Raw genomic sequence first — 15,420 nt, 5'->3', positions numbered from 1 at the left:
CACAGAAAGTACCGGAACACCGTTCCGGCGCGCCAGCGGGGCACCGACCTACGCGAGGATGCGTTGAGCACTCCAGGGGGACCCATGTCAAGAGGTGACGACACAGACCGCCAGGAGCCCATCAGGGTCATCCAGTGGTACACGGGCGACATCGCCTGCCACCAGATCCGCACGATCTCACAGTGCCCCTGGCTCGAGCTCGTCGGTGCCGTGGTGCACCACGAGGAGAAGGCCGGGCTCGACGCCGGGGAGATCGCGGGGATCGATCCGATCGGCGTGGTCGCCACCACCGACGGCGCCGAAGCCCTCGCCCTCGATGCCGACGTGGTGCTCTACAACCCGCCGATGGAACGCTACGACGAGGTCATCACGATGCTGGATGCGGGAAAGGACGTGATCAGCATCATGGCGGGTTGGCACCCCGACAAGCGCTCGAGCCACCCCGAACTGGTGAGGGCATGCCATGACGGGAAAGCCTCGTTGTACGGCACGGGCCTCAACCCAGGCTTCAGCTACGAGCTCGCGCTGCTTGCGTCATCGATCTGTTCCGAGATCGACTCCGTGCACATCAGGACCTGTGAGCCCCAGGACACACTCAGCGCGGTGTTCCTCGAGATGTTCGGCTTCGGCCGCACCGAGGACGAACTCTCAGAGGGACCGAGCGGCGTCTACTCGGTGTTCGCCCGCACGCTGCACGAGATCACCGACCTGCTGTGCGAGGAACTCGGGCTCGCCCACGACGACACTTCGTTCACCTACGAGTTCGAGCCGGCCACGAAGGACTACGACGGCAAGATCGAGGTGCGCAAGGGCACGATGGCCGGACTCCTGCTCACTGCCTCCACCACCGACCGCGGTCGCCCCGTGGCATCGATGGAGATCCGATTCCTCCTCGGCACCGACTACGTGCGCGACTCATGGCTGGCCGACGGCCCCCGCCACGGCTGGATCGACGTGGATGTGCGCGGCGTACCGGGCAGCCGGATCACCCACGAGCTGTACGACTCCCCCGGTTTCACAGGTGCATGGGCCACAGGAACCAAGGCCCTCAACGCGATCCCGTCGGTGGTGGCTGCTCAGCCGGGAATCCTCTCGCCCACGGACCTGCCGATGCCGAAGATGCTCGCCCTGTGACCTTTTGACCGCATCTGGGGCCACCCACCGCACACTGGAAACATGACCGGCGCCGGCGAGACCCCGACCCAGCCGGACGCCCGTGGTTCCGGATGGGAGCGCAAGGCGTTGCCGGTGGCGATCGTGCTCGCCGCCGTGGGCTTTGGCCTCGCCGCCTTCATGTTCTTCACAGACGATGACTCGCCCGCCGAGTCAGCGGCGACGACCAGTCCCACGACAACCACCGCGGGCATCAGCAGCTCCACAACGGCCAACGGGCCCTCGAGCAGCGAGGCCCCACCGGCCACAGACCCGCTGCCCACCAGCGCCGCGCCCGCCGCCACCTCGAGCCTCATCGCCTTCGAGGGCATCGGAGGCATGGGTCCCGGTGACGGCTTGTCCGAGTCCGAGGTGGACAGCGAGTTCCCACCATGTGGCTACTGGGACTTCGGCAACATCTTCGGCACAGCCACCCTCACCGGTGGCTCGTGGGAGGTCGTCGACGTGAGAACCCGCTCCAGTGCATACCGGTCACCCTCCGCGATCGGGGTGGGCACGGACCTGGCCACGCTGGAGCGCGTCTACGGCAGCGACCTCGTGGTCGACCGCGCCGATGGTTGGGATGCACCGACCGCTGGCTTGCTGGGCTCATACTCCGACGTCGCGGCGATCCGCGACGACAGCCGTGCCATCACCTACACACTCACCGACGACCTGGTCAGCGAAGTGAAGGTCGGCTCGGCCGAGTTCTGGGGAGACGACGAGGGCTGCGTCTAGTAGCGCAATCCCCGACGAGCTTCGCTCAGAGAATCCCGAGGCCGACCAGCTCGGCCTGGAGGTAGGCGGCGAACTGGGTGAAGTCCAGCGGATGCAGGCCGTCGACCGACTGGCCCCAGTAGGCCTCCGGCACCAGGATGTCAGCCGCGAGGTTGAGCTCCGCCACCTGGGACACCGATGGATCTCCTCTCCCGTCGCCACCCCGGCGCGGATTCTCGATCCCCGTGCGCAGGGAATTCTCCCCGGTGCCGTCCGGCCGATCGCGTGTGGTGTTACGTCGACCGGACGGCCCGGAGGCTCCGGCTGGCCCCTCCTCGCCGGAGGATGGGAGCACACCGACGGGGAAAGCCAGCGTGCTGGTGCCATCACCGCGCCATCGCGCTCCGATGGCAACGAAATTCACGACCGAATCGCGACCGAATCGGCCGAATCGGCCGAATACGGCCGGAGGTGAGCCCCAGGATGCTGTGCCTGCGAGCTCGAGCGCCAACCGGCCGAACGGATCCTCCGCCAGCCCTACGGCCACCGGTGCGGCGGCTCGGCCGGGCACTGCGTCCTGCCGCGCAGGCGCCCACCGTTGGCGCGATCCCCTCAGTTCTGCGTCGCACGAAGCCTGACTGCCTGGGTGTGGTGCCCGGGGTGAGATTCGAACTCACACGACCCCTGTGGGGGTCCGAGGGGTTTAAGCCCTCTGCGCCTGCCAGTTACGCCACCCGGGCGGGTCGGAAATCCTGGCCCCATCCTGTCAGCAACTACGGGCAGAGCCACGACCTTCCGCGTCGTGGAGCCGATGGGTCGCAATGGCCGTGGAGCGCGTGGACCGAGGCACCGACAGGAGTGCCGGCAGATGCAACTGAAGGTCAATCGGTCAGGCCACCCTCTCGGAGCCGGGAGCATCGCCACCTGCGGGCTCGTCGCGGTCACCCACGGTGTCGACCCGGGCCATGCGCTGCGGTGAGCCACCGGTGCCCTGCAGCGCGGACCATGCGGCGTGCCGGAAGCGATCGGCGCGGTCACGCGGAAGGTCGTTGGCCACCACCACGGCCTCGATCACGTCGGATTGGATGGCGGCAAGCGGGCGGCCCGTCCGGCGGATGGCGACCACGGGCGACCTGGCGGAGCGCCACCGGATCGTCCGGTCGACATCCTCAACACGAGGCGGGGAACGAAACACCGGCACCACCAGCCTTCCCCTGCGCGACAGGGCCACGACAGTGCGCACGGTTTCGGAGAACTCCAGTGCCGTGGCGGCAGTGGCCCGGCGGTGGCTATTGGATGGATCCCTTGTGACGACGGTGAGCTGCGGCCTCGACATGGGCCAATCGTCGCATCCCCCTGTGACAGCGCCTTCTGGCGGCGCAAGCCCCATGCGACCTGAGCGTCATTCAGATGACACTGGGACATCATCCCATCGCAATGTTTGTAACAAATCCGCAATATTATCGGATGTATCCGAACAGGACTCACCGCAGCAGGTTTCGTGGTCCCGCCCTCCTCGTCGCCGCCATGGTCACACTCAGCACCGCAGCATGCGGCGCGCCCCCCGCCTCCAAGCCGGTCATGGGCCAGTCCGCCGTGTCCGCCGCCGACATGGCCACCTGGTTCCACACGAAGGGCTCCGGAGGCTCTGCATCGGTTCCGGTTGAACAGCTCGCCGCCATGTTCATCGAGGAAGGAAACGCCGAAGGCGTCGCCGGCGACCTCGCGTTCGTGCAGGCAATGGTCGAGACCGGCTGGCTCCGCTTCTCCGCGCGCATGCCGATGCACCACAACAACTTCTCGGGAATCGGAGCAGTCGACGGCGGAGGCTCATCTGCAGCATTCCCCCACGCACGCGCCGGGGTACGTGCCCAGATCCAGCACCTGCGGGCCTACGCCGACCCCAGCGTGACCGGACAGACCCTGAGCAACCCGCTGGTCGATCCGCGCTTCGATCTCGTCAACAAGGGTTCTGCCGCCAGCTGGGGCAACTTCGGCAACGGGATCTGGGCGACCGACCCCGGATACTCGTCGAAGATCCATCGTCTCCACGACGAGCTGGTCGCCTTCGCTGCCGCACCCTGAGCGCGCCGCCCCGGCGTCAGACCCGACGCGCACCGGCATGCTGACACCCGGCCCGCACGGACCTAGGCTGCGGTCATGGCCGCCGATTCAGGGGCCCCGCCCCCCGAAACACCAGATGAGGCGCACGCGCCCGACCAGGGCCGACCCGCAGCTGCGGGTCGAGCTGTCCAGCTGGACGCCGACGCCCCCAAGCGCGGTGGCGAACTGATCCTCGTGCCCCGCGAGGAAGAGCCCGGGCCCGCCGACGATCCAAGGCTGTCCGATGTCGACGAATGGGGTCGTTCCGAGAGCATGCGCGCCATCGCCAGGCGCATGTACGACCCGCTGTACCGCAAGTGGTTCCGCGCAGACTGGCACGGCCTCGAGAAGATTCCCACCGACGGCGGGGCGTTGCTCGTGGCCAACCATGCGGGCGCCATCCCCGCAGACGCACCGGTGATCATGCACGGCATCGAGACCGAGCTCGAGCGCCCGGTCTACGGGCTCGCCGACAACTACTTCCGCTCCATGCCAGTGATCGGCACCCTGTGGTCGCGCCTCGGTGGGCTGCCCGCCCACCCGGACAACGCCTACCGCCTGCTGAAGGACCAGGACCAGCTCGTGCTCGTGTTCCCCGAGGGCTCCAAAGGCCCCGCCAAGACCTTCGACGAGCGCTACCAGCTACGTCGGTTCGGCCGCGGTGGCTTCGTGGAGATCGCCATGCGCGCCGGAGTCCCGGTGGTGCCCATCGCGGTGGTCGGCTCCGAGGAGGCCATGCCGACCCTGGCGCACATCCCGGGCCTGGCCAAGGTGATCGGCGCCCCCTACGCGCCGGTGACCGCCAACATGTTGGCCCTCGGCCCGCTCGGCGTGGCGGGCTACTTCCCCGCGAAGTTCACCCTCAAGGTGCTCGACCCGGTCCACTTCGACGTGCCACCCGACCAGGAGCGCTACAGCCGCTCGAGGGTGATGGAGGAGTCAGAGGCGATCCGCGACCACATCCAGTCGGCTCTGTACGAGATGCTCCGCAACCGCGAGTCGGTGTGGTTCGGATGAGCGACACCAACGGCACCGCGGCATCGAGGGGACCCAAGCGGGTTCTCGTTACCGGACTCGGCACCTTCTGGGGCGGACTGGCCGCCCAGGCGCTCGAAGCCGATCCGTCGGTCGAGGTGATCGTCGGGCTCGACACCACCGAACCCACAGTCGAGCTCGAACGCACCGAGTACGTCCGCGTCGATGCCAACTACTCCACGCTCGCCCGTATCGTGAAGGCCACCGAGGTCGACACGATCGTGCACACGTTCCTCGTGGTCGACCCCACCCTGATGTCGAAACGGGAGATGCACGAGATCAACGTGATCGGCACGATGAACCTCTTTGCGGCCGCGTCCAGCGCCGAGTCGACCGTGCGCAACGTGCTGGTCAAGTCGTCCACCGTCATCTACGGCTGCGCACCGGAGGACCCGGTGTGGTTCACCGAGACCACGCCCCGGTCACGCACCGCCAGCCGCCCGGTGGAGCGCAGCCTCGAAGCGGTCGAGGGTTACGTGAGTGACTTCGCGGAGGACAACCCGCACATCAACGTCTCGCTGCTGCGGTTCTCCAACGTGATCGGCGACGACATCGAGACCCCGCTCACCCGGGTCCTGCGACTGCCGGTGGTGCCATCCATCCTCGGGTTCGACCCGCGCTTCCAGTTCGTCCATGAAGACGACGTCGTGCGGGCGATGATCTTCGCCCTGCGCAACGAGATACCCGGCGTCTACAACGTGGCCGGCGACGGCCTGCTGCCCTGGTCCGAGGTCGCTGCGATGTGCCACAAGCGCACGGTGCCGATCCTCCCCGTGGGTACCGGCCTTCTGACCTCACCGCTGAAGCTGCTCGGGGTCGATCTGCCCCAGGAGTACCTCGACCTGCTGCGCTTCGGCCGCGGTGTCGACAACTCGAAGCTGACGGCAGCCGGGTTCGAGTACGAGTACACCTCCGCCGAGGCCGTGCGGGACTTCGTCGAGACCACCCGCCTGCGCGATGTCGTGGGCAGTTCGACGACCTACCGCTACGAACGAGACGTGGAGCAGTTCTTCCGCCACTCCCCCGCTGTCGTGCGCCCCCGCTCGGGTTCTGACTGAATCAGCTCGCGGGCCGGTCGCCTTCGCCACCGACCTCGAGCGCGAGCTCGGCCACGCGTTGGCCGATCGCATCCCACGTGTAGCGCTGCTCGAACAGTTCCGCACCGCTGTCCGCCATCTGTTGGCGCAGGGCCCCGTCGGTGAGCAACCGCAGGCAGGCATCGGCGAAGGTGCGCTCGTCGTCCGCGATCTGGCCGTGCTGTGCGTCGACCACGTCGATTCCCTCGGTGCCAACCGTGGTGGTCACCAACGGGATGTGGTGTGCAAGCGCCTCGACCACCTTGAGGCGAGTGCCAGCCCCGGCCCGGATCGGCACCACCGACACGTCGGCCCGGTCGAGTTCGGGTCGGATCTCATCGACCTCGCCAACGAGGTCGACACCGGCAACCGGCGCCACCCAGTCGACTCGTTCGGCGCCGCGACCCACGATCCGAAGCACCGCGGCGGGGAGCCTGCGCCGGATCAGCGGGAGCACCTCACGCACCATCCACTCGACCGCCTCCCTGTTGGGCTCGTAGTCGAGCGCGCCGACGAACAGCATCGTGGGTACATCGCCGCGCAGCTGGGTTCGATCGGTGTCGACCCCGCTGGGACGGTCCGCGCCGTTGGGCACCGCAACCGCGTTGTCGCACCCCGAGCGTTCGACGTCGAGCTCGGAGCACACAACCACACGGTCGACCTCCTCGGCGCAGCGGCGCTGCCCGGCGTCCCAACGACGTTCGTCGACCACATCGAGGGACCGTGATGCCATCCACCGGGCGCTGCCGCGCACTTTCTCCGCGACCGCGGACCCGGGCGCGAAGCGCGGTGGGCGCCGGCGACGCAACCTCATGTGCAGGTTCTCGAGGTTGTCGAAGTCGACGATGGACGCCGCGTGGGGGAACAGGTCGCCAACGGCGACCCAGGTGTCGAGCAGCGAATACCAGACCACGTCCGGCTCGGGGCCCCATGCGGCCAGTTCGCGGCGGGCTTCGGTCCAGTCGAAGGTGAGCAGCCTCCGCGGGGCGTCGGAACGGACCCATGTGCGCATCCACTCGCCGGAGGGGAGATGCACCGTCGGGGAAGTGACCACTTCACCTAGCCCGTCGATCGGAGGGGGCTGCGATGGTGCACCGTCGACGGGAGCGAGAGAGAAGAGGTCCACCGTGCCCGCCGATGCGAGGCCGCCCAGCATGTGTTCCAGGCGCTGCCGGTAACCGTCGACAGCGGGCCATGGGTACAGTTCGGCGACCGCGAGGATTCTCACGGCGAATGACGGTACAGGAGGCCCCCAGTTGGCACACCTTCGACTCGAGCGACACGACGGCGTTGCCGTCATCACCCTCGACGATCCCGCTCGGCGCAACGCCCTGTCGCTCGGCCTGTGCGCGGAGCTTGTCGACACCATGGCGGTGCTGGAGGCCGACGAGGATGTGACAGTCGTAGTGGTCACCGGTGCGGGCAAGGCGTTCTGTGCGGGCGCGGACCTCACCCAACTGGGTGACTCGCGCGAGGAAGGCCTGCGCTCGATCTACGACGGCTTCCTCGCCGTCGCCGCCAGCCGCCTTCCAACCATCGCGGCGGTCAACGGACCAGCTGTGGGCGCCGGACTCAACCTCGCCCTCGCATGCGATCTGCGCATCGCCGGTACCGACGCCCGCTTCGACTGCCGCTTCCTCGACCTCGGCATCCACCCTGGCGGCGGCCACACCTGGATGCTCCGGCGGATCGTCGGGCCACAGACCGCGGCAGCGATGGTGCTGTTCGGCCAGATCCTCGGCGCCGAGGAAGCCGTCGAGGCGGGCCTGGCATGGGAGGCGGCGCCCGCCGAGTCCCTGATGGAGCGTGCGCTCATGGTCGCGGCCCGGGCCACGTCCACACCGAGGAAACTGATCGTCGACACCAAGGCCACGCTGTGCGAGGTGGCCGACATCGATCGGCACACAGATGCAGTGGACCATGAGCTTGCCAAGCAGGTCACGTCGATGGACACACCCGAGTTCTCCCAGCGACTCGCCGACCTGCGAGCCCGCATAAACGCGGACTGAGCTCAACCCAGCCAGCCGGCGACCATCGCCTCGCCGTGTTCGGCCCACTCCTCGGAGGTGACGGCGTAGCGGATGTGGTCCTCCCACACGCCGTTGATCTGCAGGTAGCGAAGCGCCACGCCTTCGTCGCGCAGGCCCAGCTTCTCGACCACGCGCCGGCTGGCCATGTTGCGCGGCACGATCGCGATCTGCACCCGGTGCAGGTGCAGTTGCTCGAACGCGAACTGCAGCACGGCCACCACCGCCTCGGGCATGTAGCCCTGCCCTGCCACGGCTTCGTCGATCCAGTAGCCGACGTAGGCATTTTGGCGGGCCCCCCGGTGGATCGTGTTGAGGTTGACCTCACCGCGGAAGCCTCCATCCACGAAGATGCCGAAGCCGAACCCCGTGCCCAGCTGGATCTCGCGCAGCCGCACCGAGCAGCGGGAGGCGAACGCGTTGCGATCCTCCACGGTGTCGGGCTGGCCGGGGGACGGCCGTGGTTCCCACTGGGTGAGCCAGTCGGCGCAGCGGCGGCGCACCTCGCGCCACTGTTCGAAGTCCGAGGCTGCCAGCGGCCGGAGCACAACTCGGCCCCCCCGGATTGTGACCGGCTCGGTCGGGGGAGATGTCGGCTGGGACCGGCGGCGCAGGGGCATCAGTGCCGCCGGCCGTCGACCTGTGACAGCACGAGGCCATCGAGGATGTCCGACTCGGACACGACACAGCTGTCGAACCCCCAGTTGCGCATGATCCCCACGAGTACGCACATTCCGCCAACGATCACATCCGCACGCTGTCGTTCCAAGCCCGGGTTGTGGACCCGGTCTGCCAGCGGCTCCGTGGCAACGGTGCGGAACACGTCCTCGGCTGCCGCCTTGGTCAGCTCGAAGTGGTGCACCTCGTCGGGGTCGTACTCGGCCAGCCCGATCTCGATCGCAGCCGCATTCGTGATCGTTCCCGCCAGCCCGACCAGGCGGTTGGCAGCGGTGACCATCGGGTTCTCGCGAAGCACGCCGTCGAGGTAGTACTCGACTTCGGCCAGGCAGTTGGACAGTTCCTCAGGACGTGGCGGATCGCCATGCAGGTACTTCTCGGTCAGACGCACGCAGCCCATCTGCACCGAGGCTGCGGCTTCGACCCGGTCCGAACCCAGCGCGAACTCAGTGGAGCCACCCCCGATGTCGACGACCAGCCACGGGCCGTCGACCGGGTCGAGTCCGGTCGTTGCCCCGAAGAACGAGAGCTCTGCCTCCTCCTCACCGCTCAGGAGCTCCACATCCACACCGAGCAGTTCACGGGCCGGGCCGAGGAATTCGTCACGGTTCGTGGCGTCGCGGCACGCAGACGTGGCGGCGATGCGCACGCCCTGCACACCGTGGTGGTCGATCCGTTCCTTGTAGTCGGCGAGCACCTCGAGCGTGCGGGCCACGGATTCACCGGCCAGTTCTCCCGTGGCGTCCACGCCCTTGCCCAGCCGGGTCACCTCCATCTGCCGCTCGAGGGCATTGGAGCCGTCGGACACGAGCAGCCGCGTCGAGTTGGTACCGCAGTCCACGGCTGCCCACAGCGGCTCAGTCACGGTCTGCGCCTCCAAGGTCGAGCTGATGCTGCACCCAGCGCCCGACTGGATCATCGCCCCCGGCCAGGTGGTGCGCGTAGTGGGCGTGGAGGCACTTGACGCCCTGGCGGGTGCCTCCCACGCCTCCGACCGGCCTCGGGCCGTTCCAGTCGGCGGGTATGTGTGCGTCGCGTTCCACGCGGTACAGGTCATGGGTCCGCGCGATTGCTTCCAGTCCGACCTCCGCCTCGGAACGCCGCACACCACCCTCGGCCTCGATCGTGCCTATGCGACGGTTGAGCTCGCGGTCCACCAGGTAGAAGCGGGTAGGCATCGGGGTGCCGTCGTCGAGCAACGGATGGTTGCGTATGACCACGGGCATACCTTGGTCGTTGCGAACCACGACCTCGAAACCGGCCCTCGGCTCGCGGCCGAGCAACTCCGTGACCGCAGCAACGTCCTCCGCTCTGCTGCGCTGTGTGCTGCCGCCCACGTCGATGCCGCTCAGCGGCGGCGGCGGCGCATGATGAACCTGACCAGAAGCACCGCCACCACCGCCGCGATGACCGCGGGGATCAGGCGCTGCGCAGCCGGGGCACCAGCCGTTCCGAGCAGGTCGATCGGCTCGGGATCCGCCCCAACCGGCGGGTCGCGGTCCGGCTCCGTGCCATTGGACTGCCCGGAACCGGAGTCCTTTCGCGACTGGTCGCTCTGGCCGGAACCTCCTGGAGTGCCGGCGGGTGAGTCCTCACCGGCTGCATCATCGGGGGCCGCCAGCACTGTGGAGGCGAGGTTGTCGGCGAACTGTTCCATCAGCTTGGAGGAAACGTCGGCCATCACTCCACGCCCGAACTGGGCAACCTTGCCCGTGACCGTGAGGTCGGTGTCGACCACCACCTCGGTCTGCTCGCCACGCTCCTGGAGCGTGGCTGTGATCAGCGCAGTCGCGTTGCCCTGGCCGCGTGTCTCGCGACCTTCGGCGCGCAACACGATCCGGTGATCGGTCGCGTTCTGTTCCACGAATGTGGCCATGCCCTTGTACTGGGCGACGATCGGGCCCACCTTCACCTTCACGATGCCCAGGTATTCCTCGCCGTCGACCTCCTTGAGCTGCGCTCCCGGCAGGCAGGGCGCTATGGCGGGCACGTCAGTGAGGACCTGCCAGGCCCGGTCGAGGCCAACATCCACTGTGAACGAGTTCCTGAGCTGCACCATCTACCTCCGAGCGCACGACTCTACCGGGGGATGCTCCGACCCGCCGCGGTGGCCGGGTGATTGGACGGTGCCGGGCTCAGTAGCGCTCGTAGTCGACCGCGAGCAGGTCGGCCCAGAGCTGGGCCGTGCGGTCGGGCACCCAGATCAGCGGAACGATGGTGTCCCTGACACTGGTGACGAGAGACCGGCCCCGCATCACGACGGGTTCGTCGATGTCGGGCGCCGCTATCACCAACGACCTGCCGAGCAGGCCGCTCATCCGCGGCACGGAGAGAACGGCTGCGGGGTCGACATTGACGAGCCGGAAGGGGCGCCCGAAGACCTTCAGGCGCAAGTGGCGGCCGTCCCAGTCGTGTTCGACCACCAGCGTGGCGACGGCCCAGATCCAGAGGAACACCGCCAACCCGAGAGACACTGGCTGGGCGATCCCGGACATGAACACCAGTGCACCCACCAGGAACAGGGGAATCGCCACCACGAATCGCTCGAAGGCACTGCGTGGAAGCTCGATCGAAGCCGTTGCAGCCCAGACGGGCACGTCGGCAGGGCCATGGTCGCCGGAGCCGCCCACGAGCGCGGCAAGGTCGGTCGGATCGCCGAGGTGCCTCGGCGGACCGTGCTGCTCTGCTGCTCGGAGTGCTCGTTCAGACATGGTGGTTCCCTTCTTCCTCCAACCCCAAGCAAATATGCACTCACCCGTCGAAATCCACCACTAGGCGCAGTTGTCTCACTGATCGCCGGTCGGTCCCGCCTCGGAGCGAAGGTCATCCACGGTGTCCACGTCACGACTGTCGCCGTCGACGGGCACCTCGACCACCAGGTCGGGCCGGCGCCGCATCAGGGCCCTGGCGCCCTCATCACCCGCCGCGGGCAGCTCCGGCCACAACTCACGTGCGATACGGACCGGCGGGCGCCGGTGGCCGCCATAGGTGGCCACGCCGATCTGCGCCCCGGAGCCGGCCACGGCACGCCAGCATTCGGCCGTCACGCCCGGCATGTCACCGAGCCCCACCACGATGGCCTGAACACTCGTGGCCTCGACCGCGCCCACCGCCGCAGCCAGGGAGTGTGACTGCCCCGCCGACCAGTCCCCGGCGTGTACCTCGATTACCGAAGGCGCCAGCAAGTCACCGAGGGGCTCGGCTCCGGTCACAACGATCACGGGGCCGATGCCCGATTCGAGCGCCGCGTCGACCGCTGTGCAGATGAGCGGCCGGCCGTCGACCTCGGCGCGCAGCTTGTGGGTGGAGCCGCTGAACCGGCTCCCCGACCCGGCTGCAAGGACGACCGCTGCGACAGGCATCCCACGCGTCCCGGATCAGCCCGCAGATCCCACCAGCGGCACCGACTGGAACCCAGCGATCACCGTTGACGGGCTCCGAACGGCCTGGCCTGCTGGTTCCAGCGTCGCGTACCTCCCCACGAGGGCTTCGAGTACCAGCCGCCCCTCCATGCGGGCGAGCGCCGCGCCCACACAGAAGTGCGGCCCGAAGCCGAATGCGAGGTGGTGGTTGGGGTCGCGGTCCACGTGCAGCTCGCCTGCATCGGCGCCGAACTCCGCTTCGTCGCGGTTGGCCGAGGCCCACAACATGAGTACCGGGTCACCCGCATGCACGGCCTGGCCTCCGATCTCGACGTCGCGGGTGGCGGTGCGCATGAAGGACGCCACCGGAGTGGTCCAGCGCAGCAACTCCTCCACCGCAGACGGGATCAAAACCGGGTCCGCCACCAGCTTCGCCCACTCCTGGTGGTTCTCGGCGAGCGCCAGCAGGCCTGCAGACACGAGGTTGCGAGTGGTCTCGTTGCCCGCAACCAGCAGCTGGTTGAGCAGAATGTAGACCTCTTCGTCGTCGAGGCCGCGGTCGCACAGGTCTGCCACGAGCCCTTCGCAGGCCGCGATGTGGCGGCGCAACAGTGCCTCGAGCGCCGTCTTGAGCTCGCCACGACGCTGGTCGGACATGTCCGCCGCACCGGGGATCACTGCATCGGACCACTGCCAGAACAGAGGCCAGTCGCTCGATGGAAGGCCGAGCAGATCGCAGATGACCATCAGCGGCAGCGGGGCCGCCAAGGACTCCACCACGTCGAACGGCTTGGCGGTCGGAAGCGCCGCCACCAGGCCCGCGACGTGGTCGCTCACATCTGGCTCCAGTGCGGCGATCCGCGAGGGCCTGAACCCTTCTGCCACCGCGGTGCGCAGCCGTGTGTGCTCAGGAGGGTCGGTGTGCATCATCGTGGGCGGCGACGGGTACTCGATGCCGATCTCCATCGGCAGTATTCCGCCCTTGGAGGAGAACGTGGCCGTGTCCTTGTTGACCATGATCACGTCCGCGTAGCGGCTCAGCACCCAGATGCCGGGATCTTCGTGCCAGACCACCGGCGCCTCGGCACGCAGCCGCGCATACGCCGGGTGCGGGTCGTTGCGGGTGTCGCCGTCGAATACGGGGGCGGTCAGCTCGCGAGCCGTCGGTCGTTCACTCACGGGGCCGAATGGTAGCTATGACCGCGACGCGCAGATGGGCGATGGGCCGCCCCAAGGTCGGTCAGAGTTCCATCTCGAGCATCTGCACCTGCACGGTGTTGTCGTAGGTCCATTGGGTGCCTGCGTCGGCGAAGCCCAGGCGGCGGTGGAAGGCAAGCGACTCGGGATTGGGTGGCACCAGGTTGACCTCGGCACACAACACCGGCGAGCCGACGCTGCGACCCCAGTCCGCCACGACGCCATAGAGCATCCGGCCCAGCCCTGAGCCCTGCGACTCCGGAGCGATGGCGATTCGGTCGAGGTAGGTGAACGCACCGTGGCGCCCTGCGAACCACCGGTAGTTGGGCGAGCCGTAGTCGGCACCCTCACGTAGAACCACGGCGAAGCCCCCGAGCTCTCCGTTCGTGGTTTCCGCCACCAACGACAACGAGGCCTGCTCGACCAGGGCGCCGAGGCCGGCCGCGTCGATCGAACCGACATGGGGCACCCAGTGCTGGTTGAGTTCGAGCGCCGCTTCCAGGTCGCCCGGAGCCAGCTCGCGGACCTGCGCCGCGCTCACCCCTTGTACTGGTCCTGCAGGACGTGCTTGAGCACCTTGCCGGCAGGGTTGCGGGGTATGACGTCGATGATCTCGAGCTGCTCGGGCAGCTTCTGGGTCATGAGGCCCTCAGCCTTCAGGTGGGCGATCATGTCGTCGAACCCGATCGGCTCCGCGCCGGCGGCCGGCTGCACCACCGCACAAACCCGCTCACCCGACTCAGGGTCGGGAAGGCCGATCACGGCCACGTCGCCGATGGCATCGTGGATGTAGAGCAGGTCCTCGACCTCCTTGGCGGACACGTTCTCACCCTTGCGGATGATCACGTCCTTCACCCGGCCCGTGATGATCACGTTGCCGCGGTCATCAAGCTTGCCGAGGTCGCCGGTTCGGAAGAACCCCTCTTCGTCGAATGCGTCGGCATCGAGGCTGGAGTCGAGGTAGCCACGCATCACCTGGGGCGCCTTGGCACGGATCTCGCCTTCTTCGCCGGGTGCCGCCACGTCGCCGTCGAGGGTGACGAACTTGAGCTCGACGCCCGGCATCGGTTTGCCCTCGCTGGCAGCCAGCTCGTCATCTGAGTCCGAGAGGTCGGCCATCGTGAGGATCGGTGCCTCGGTGAGGCCGTAGCCGGACAGGATCGGAGCGTCGAACACTTCGCGCATCTCTGCCACCAGAGCAGGAGGCTTCGGGGCGCCACCGCCGGGGAACCCGCGCACGTTGGGGAACACCGGAGTCGGCTGGCTGCGCTGGTAGGCCAGGTAGGTCTGGTGGAAGATCGTGCCGGATCCGGCGAGGGTGACGCTCTCGCGTGACAGCACCTCGGGGGTGGCCACCGGGTCGAAGCCCTCCATGAGGATGTTGGAGCAACCACTCTGCAGGCTGGTGAACAGCCATGTGATCCCACCGATGTGGGTGAACGGGAAGATGAGCGCGTTGCGGTCATCCGCGATACAGCCGAGCCGCTCGCCCATGCCGTGTGCGACCGCCGCGATCGACGCGTCGGTGTGCTGTGCGCCCTTGGGGTCAGCAGTGGTGCCCGAGGTGTAGAACAGCCAGCGCACCGGCTGGTTGTCGGCGTCCAGCGCGACCTCGATCGGGGGCAGCGAGGCCGGGTCACCCTGGGGAAGCGCCCTGTCGGCGACCAGCACCCGCATCGACCCGTCGTTGGACTCCGAGATGGACGTGGCCATGGCCTCGAAGTCGAACTCCTTCCACACCGACGGCACGATCATCAGCGACGACCCTGCCTGGTTGGTGACGAAGCCGACCTCGCGCTCGCGGTAGATCGGCAGCATCGGGTTCTGCACCGCTCCGATGCGGCTCAGTGCTCCCACGAGAACCAGTGACTCGATCCAAGTCGGCAGCTGCCAGGACACGACGTCACCGGACTTCACACCCTGGGCGGCAAGGCCCGCCGCTGCGCGCTCGGCCTCTGCCCAGTACTCCGCGAACGTGATCGTGCGCATGTCCTCGTCGACTGCCATCAGGGCATCCGGCGTGGCATCGACCCGCTTGTCCAGCAACTCCCAGAGGGTCCGCCCCTGCAGCAT

At 68.0% G+C, this 15,420-nt stretch carries 18 protein-coding genes and 1 tRNA gene; 6 read left to right on the top strand and 13 right to left on the bottom strand.

Going from position 1 to position 15,420, the window contains the following annotated elements:
• Nucleotides 1–84: 84 nt before the first annotated feature.
• Nucleotides 85–1,134: a hypothetical protein gene (locus GY812_09535; protein ID MCP4435720.1), complete on the top strand. Its 1,050-nt coding sequence runs from the start codon at nt 85–87 to the stop codon at nt 1,132–1,134.
• A gap of 42 nt (nt 1,135–1,176) precedes the next feature.
• Nucleotides 1,177–1,890, top strand: coding sequence for a hypothetical protein (locus GY812_09530; GenBank protein MCP4435719.1), 714 nt, complete (start codon nt 1,177–1,179; stop codon nt 1,888–1,890).
• Between the two features lie 25 nt (nt 1,891–1,915).
• Here the strand turns inward: GY812_09530 and GY812_09525 are convergent, their stop codons facing one another.
• The 3 genes from GY812_09525 to GY812_09515 all read right to left on the bottom strand — a co-directional run bounded on the left by GY812_09525 (nt 1,916) and on the right by GY812_09515 (nt 3,205).
• Nucleotides 1,916–2,065 carry a hypothetical protein gene (locus GY812_09525; GenBank protein ID MCP4435718.1) on the bottom strand — a complete coding sequence of 50 codons (150 nt, stop codon included), beginning with the start codon at nt 2,063–2,065 and terminating at the stop codon, nt 1,916–1,918.
• A 453-nt stretch (nt 2,066–2,518) separates the two neighbouring features.
• Nucleotides 2,519–2,609 (bottom strand) — tRNA-Leu (locus tag GY812_09520).
• A 149-nt stretch (nt 2,610–2,758) separates the two neighbouring features.
• A complete protein-coding gene (locus tag GY812_09515) occupies nt 2,759–3,205 on the bottom strand; it encodes a hypothetical protein (GenBank protein MCP4435717.1) in 447 nt (148 codons plus the stop codon).
• 191 nt (nt 3,206–3,396) lie between these two features.
• On the opposite strand from GY812_09515, the gene GY812_09510 reads away from it, so the two are divergent.
• The 3 genes from GY812_09510 to GY812_09500 all read left to right on the top strand — a co-directional run bounded on the left by GY812_09510 (nt 3,397) and on the right by GY812_09500 (nt 6,065).
• Nucleotides 3,397–3,954 carry a glucosaminidase domain-containing protein gene (locus GY812_09510; GenBank protein MCP4435716.1) on the top strand — a complete coding sequence of 186 codons (558 nt, stop codon included), beginning with the start codon at nt 3,397–3,399 and terminating at the stop codon, nt 3,952–3,954.
• A gap of 75 nt (nt 3,955–4,029) precedes the next feature.
• On the top strand, nt 4,030–4,989 hold the full coding sequence (locus GY812_09505; GenBank protein MCP4435715.1) for an acyltransferase family protein: 960 nt from the start codon (nt 4,030–4,032) through the stop codon (nt 4,987–4,989).
• Nucleotides 4,986–6,065, top strand: a complete 1,080-nt coding sequence (locus GY812_09500; GenBank protein ID MCP4435714.1) for an NAD-dependent epimerase/dehydratase family protein — start codon at nt 4,986–4,988, stop codon at nt 6,063–6,065. Before GY812_09505 ends, GY812_09500 begins: the two co-directional genes overlap by 4 nt.
• Before the next feature lies 1 nt (nt 6,066).
• Here the strand turns inward: GY812_09500 and GY812_09495 are convergent, their stop codons facing one another.
• Entirely contained in the window at nt 6,067–7,311 is a 1,245-nt protein-coding gene (locus GY812_09495; protein ID MCP4435713.1) for a glycosyltransferase, read from the bottom strand.
• A gap of 28 nt (nt 7,312–7,339) precedes the next feature.
• On the opposite strand from GY812_09495, the gene GY812_09490 reads away from it, so the two are divergent.
• Nucleotides 7,340–8,092 carry an enoyl-CoA hydratase gene (locus tag GY812_09490; protein MCP4435712.1) on the top strand — a complete coding sequence of 251 codons (753 nt, stop codon included), beginning with the start codon at nt 7,340–7,342 and terminating at the stop codon, nt 8,090–8,092.
• Nucleotides 8,093–8,094: 2 nt separating this feature from the next.
• On the opposite strand, the gene GY812_09485 is transcribed toward GY812_09490, so the two are convergent.
• The 9 genes from GY812_09485 to GY812_09445 form a co-directional block, all read right to left on the bottom strand.
• Nucleotides 8,095–8,658 (bottom strand): GNAT family N-acetyltransferase, encoded by a 564-nt coding sequence (locus GY812_09485; GenBank protein ID MCP4435711.1) that lies wholly within the window; start codon nt 8,656–8,658, stop codon nt 8,095–8,097.
• Between the two features lie 71 nt (nt 8,659–8,729).
• On the bottom strand, nt 8,730–9,707 hold the full coding sequence (locus GY812_09480; protein MCP4435710.1) for a Ppx/GppA family phosphatase: 978 nt from the start codon (nt 9,705–9,707) through the stop codon (nt 8,730–8,732).
• Complete coding sequence (locus GY812_09475; GenBank protein MCP4435709.1) at nt 9,646–10,125, bottom strand: DUF501 domain-containing protein; 480 nt, start codon at nt 10,123–10,125, stop codon at nt 9,646–9,648. Before GY812_09475 ends, GY812_09480 begins: the two co-directional genes overlap by 62 nt.
• An 11-nt stretch (nt 10,126–10,136) precedes the next feature.
• Nucleotides 10,137–10,847: an SRPBCC family protein gene (locus GY812_09470; protein ID MCP4435708.1), complete on the bottom strand. Its 711-nt coding sequence runs from the start codon at nt 10,845–10,847 to the stop codon at nt 10,137–10,139.
• Between the two features lie 76 nt (nt 10,848–10,923).
• Nucleotides 10,924–11,499 carry a hypothetical protein gene (locus GY812_09465; protein ID MCP4435707.1) on the bottom strand — a complete coding sequence of 192 codons (576 nt, stop codon included), beginning with the start codon at nt 11,497–11,499 and terminating at the stop codon, nt 10,924–10,926.
• Nucleotides 11,500–11,574: 75 nt separating this feature from the next.
• Entirely contained in the window at nt 11,575–12,150 is a 576-nt protein-coding gene (locus GY812_09460; protein MCP4435706.1) for a nucleotidyltransferase family protein, read from the bottom strand.
• 15 nt (nt 12,151–12,165) lie between these two features.
• On the bottom strand, nt 12,166–13,329 hold the full coding sequence (locus tag GY812_09455) for a cytochrome P450 (protein MCP4435705.1): 1,164 nt from the start codon (nt 13,327–13,329) through the stop codon (nt 12,166–12,168).
• Nucleotides 13,330–13,390: 61 nt separating this feature from the next.
• Nucleotides 13,391–13,888 (bottom strand): GNAT family N-acetyltransferase, encoded by a 498-nt coding sequence (locus GY812_09450; protein ID MCP4435704.1) that lies wholly within the window; start codon nt 13,886–13,888, stop codon nt 13,391–13,393.
• Nucleotides 13,885–15,420, bottom strand: coding sequence for an AMP-binding protein (locus GY812_09445; protein ID MCP4435703.1), 1,536 nt, complete (start codon nt 15,418–15,420; stop codon nt 13,885–13,887). Before GY812_09445 ends, GY812_09450 begins: the two co-directional genes overlap by 4 nt.

The organism is Actinomycetes bacterium (assembly GCA_024222295.1).
Taxonomy (GTDB): domain Bacteria; phylum Actinomycetota; class Acidimicrobiia; order Acidimicrobiales; family Microtrichaceae; genus JAAEPF01.
This window is presented reverse-complemented; position numbering and strand designations above follow the sequence as displayed.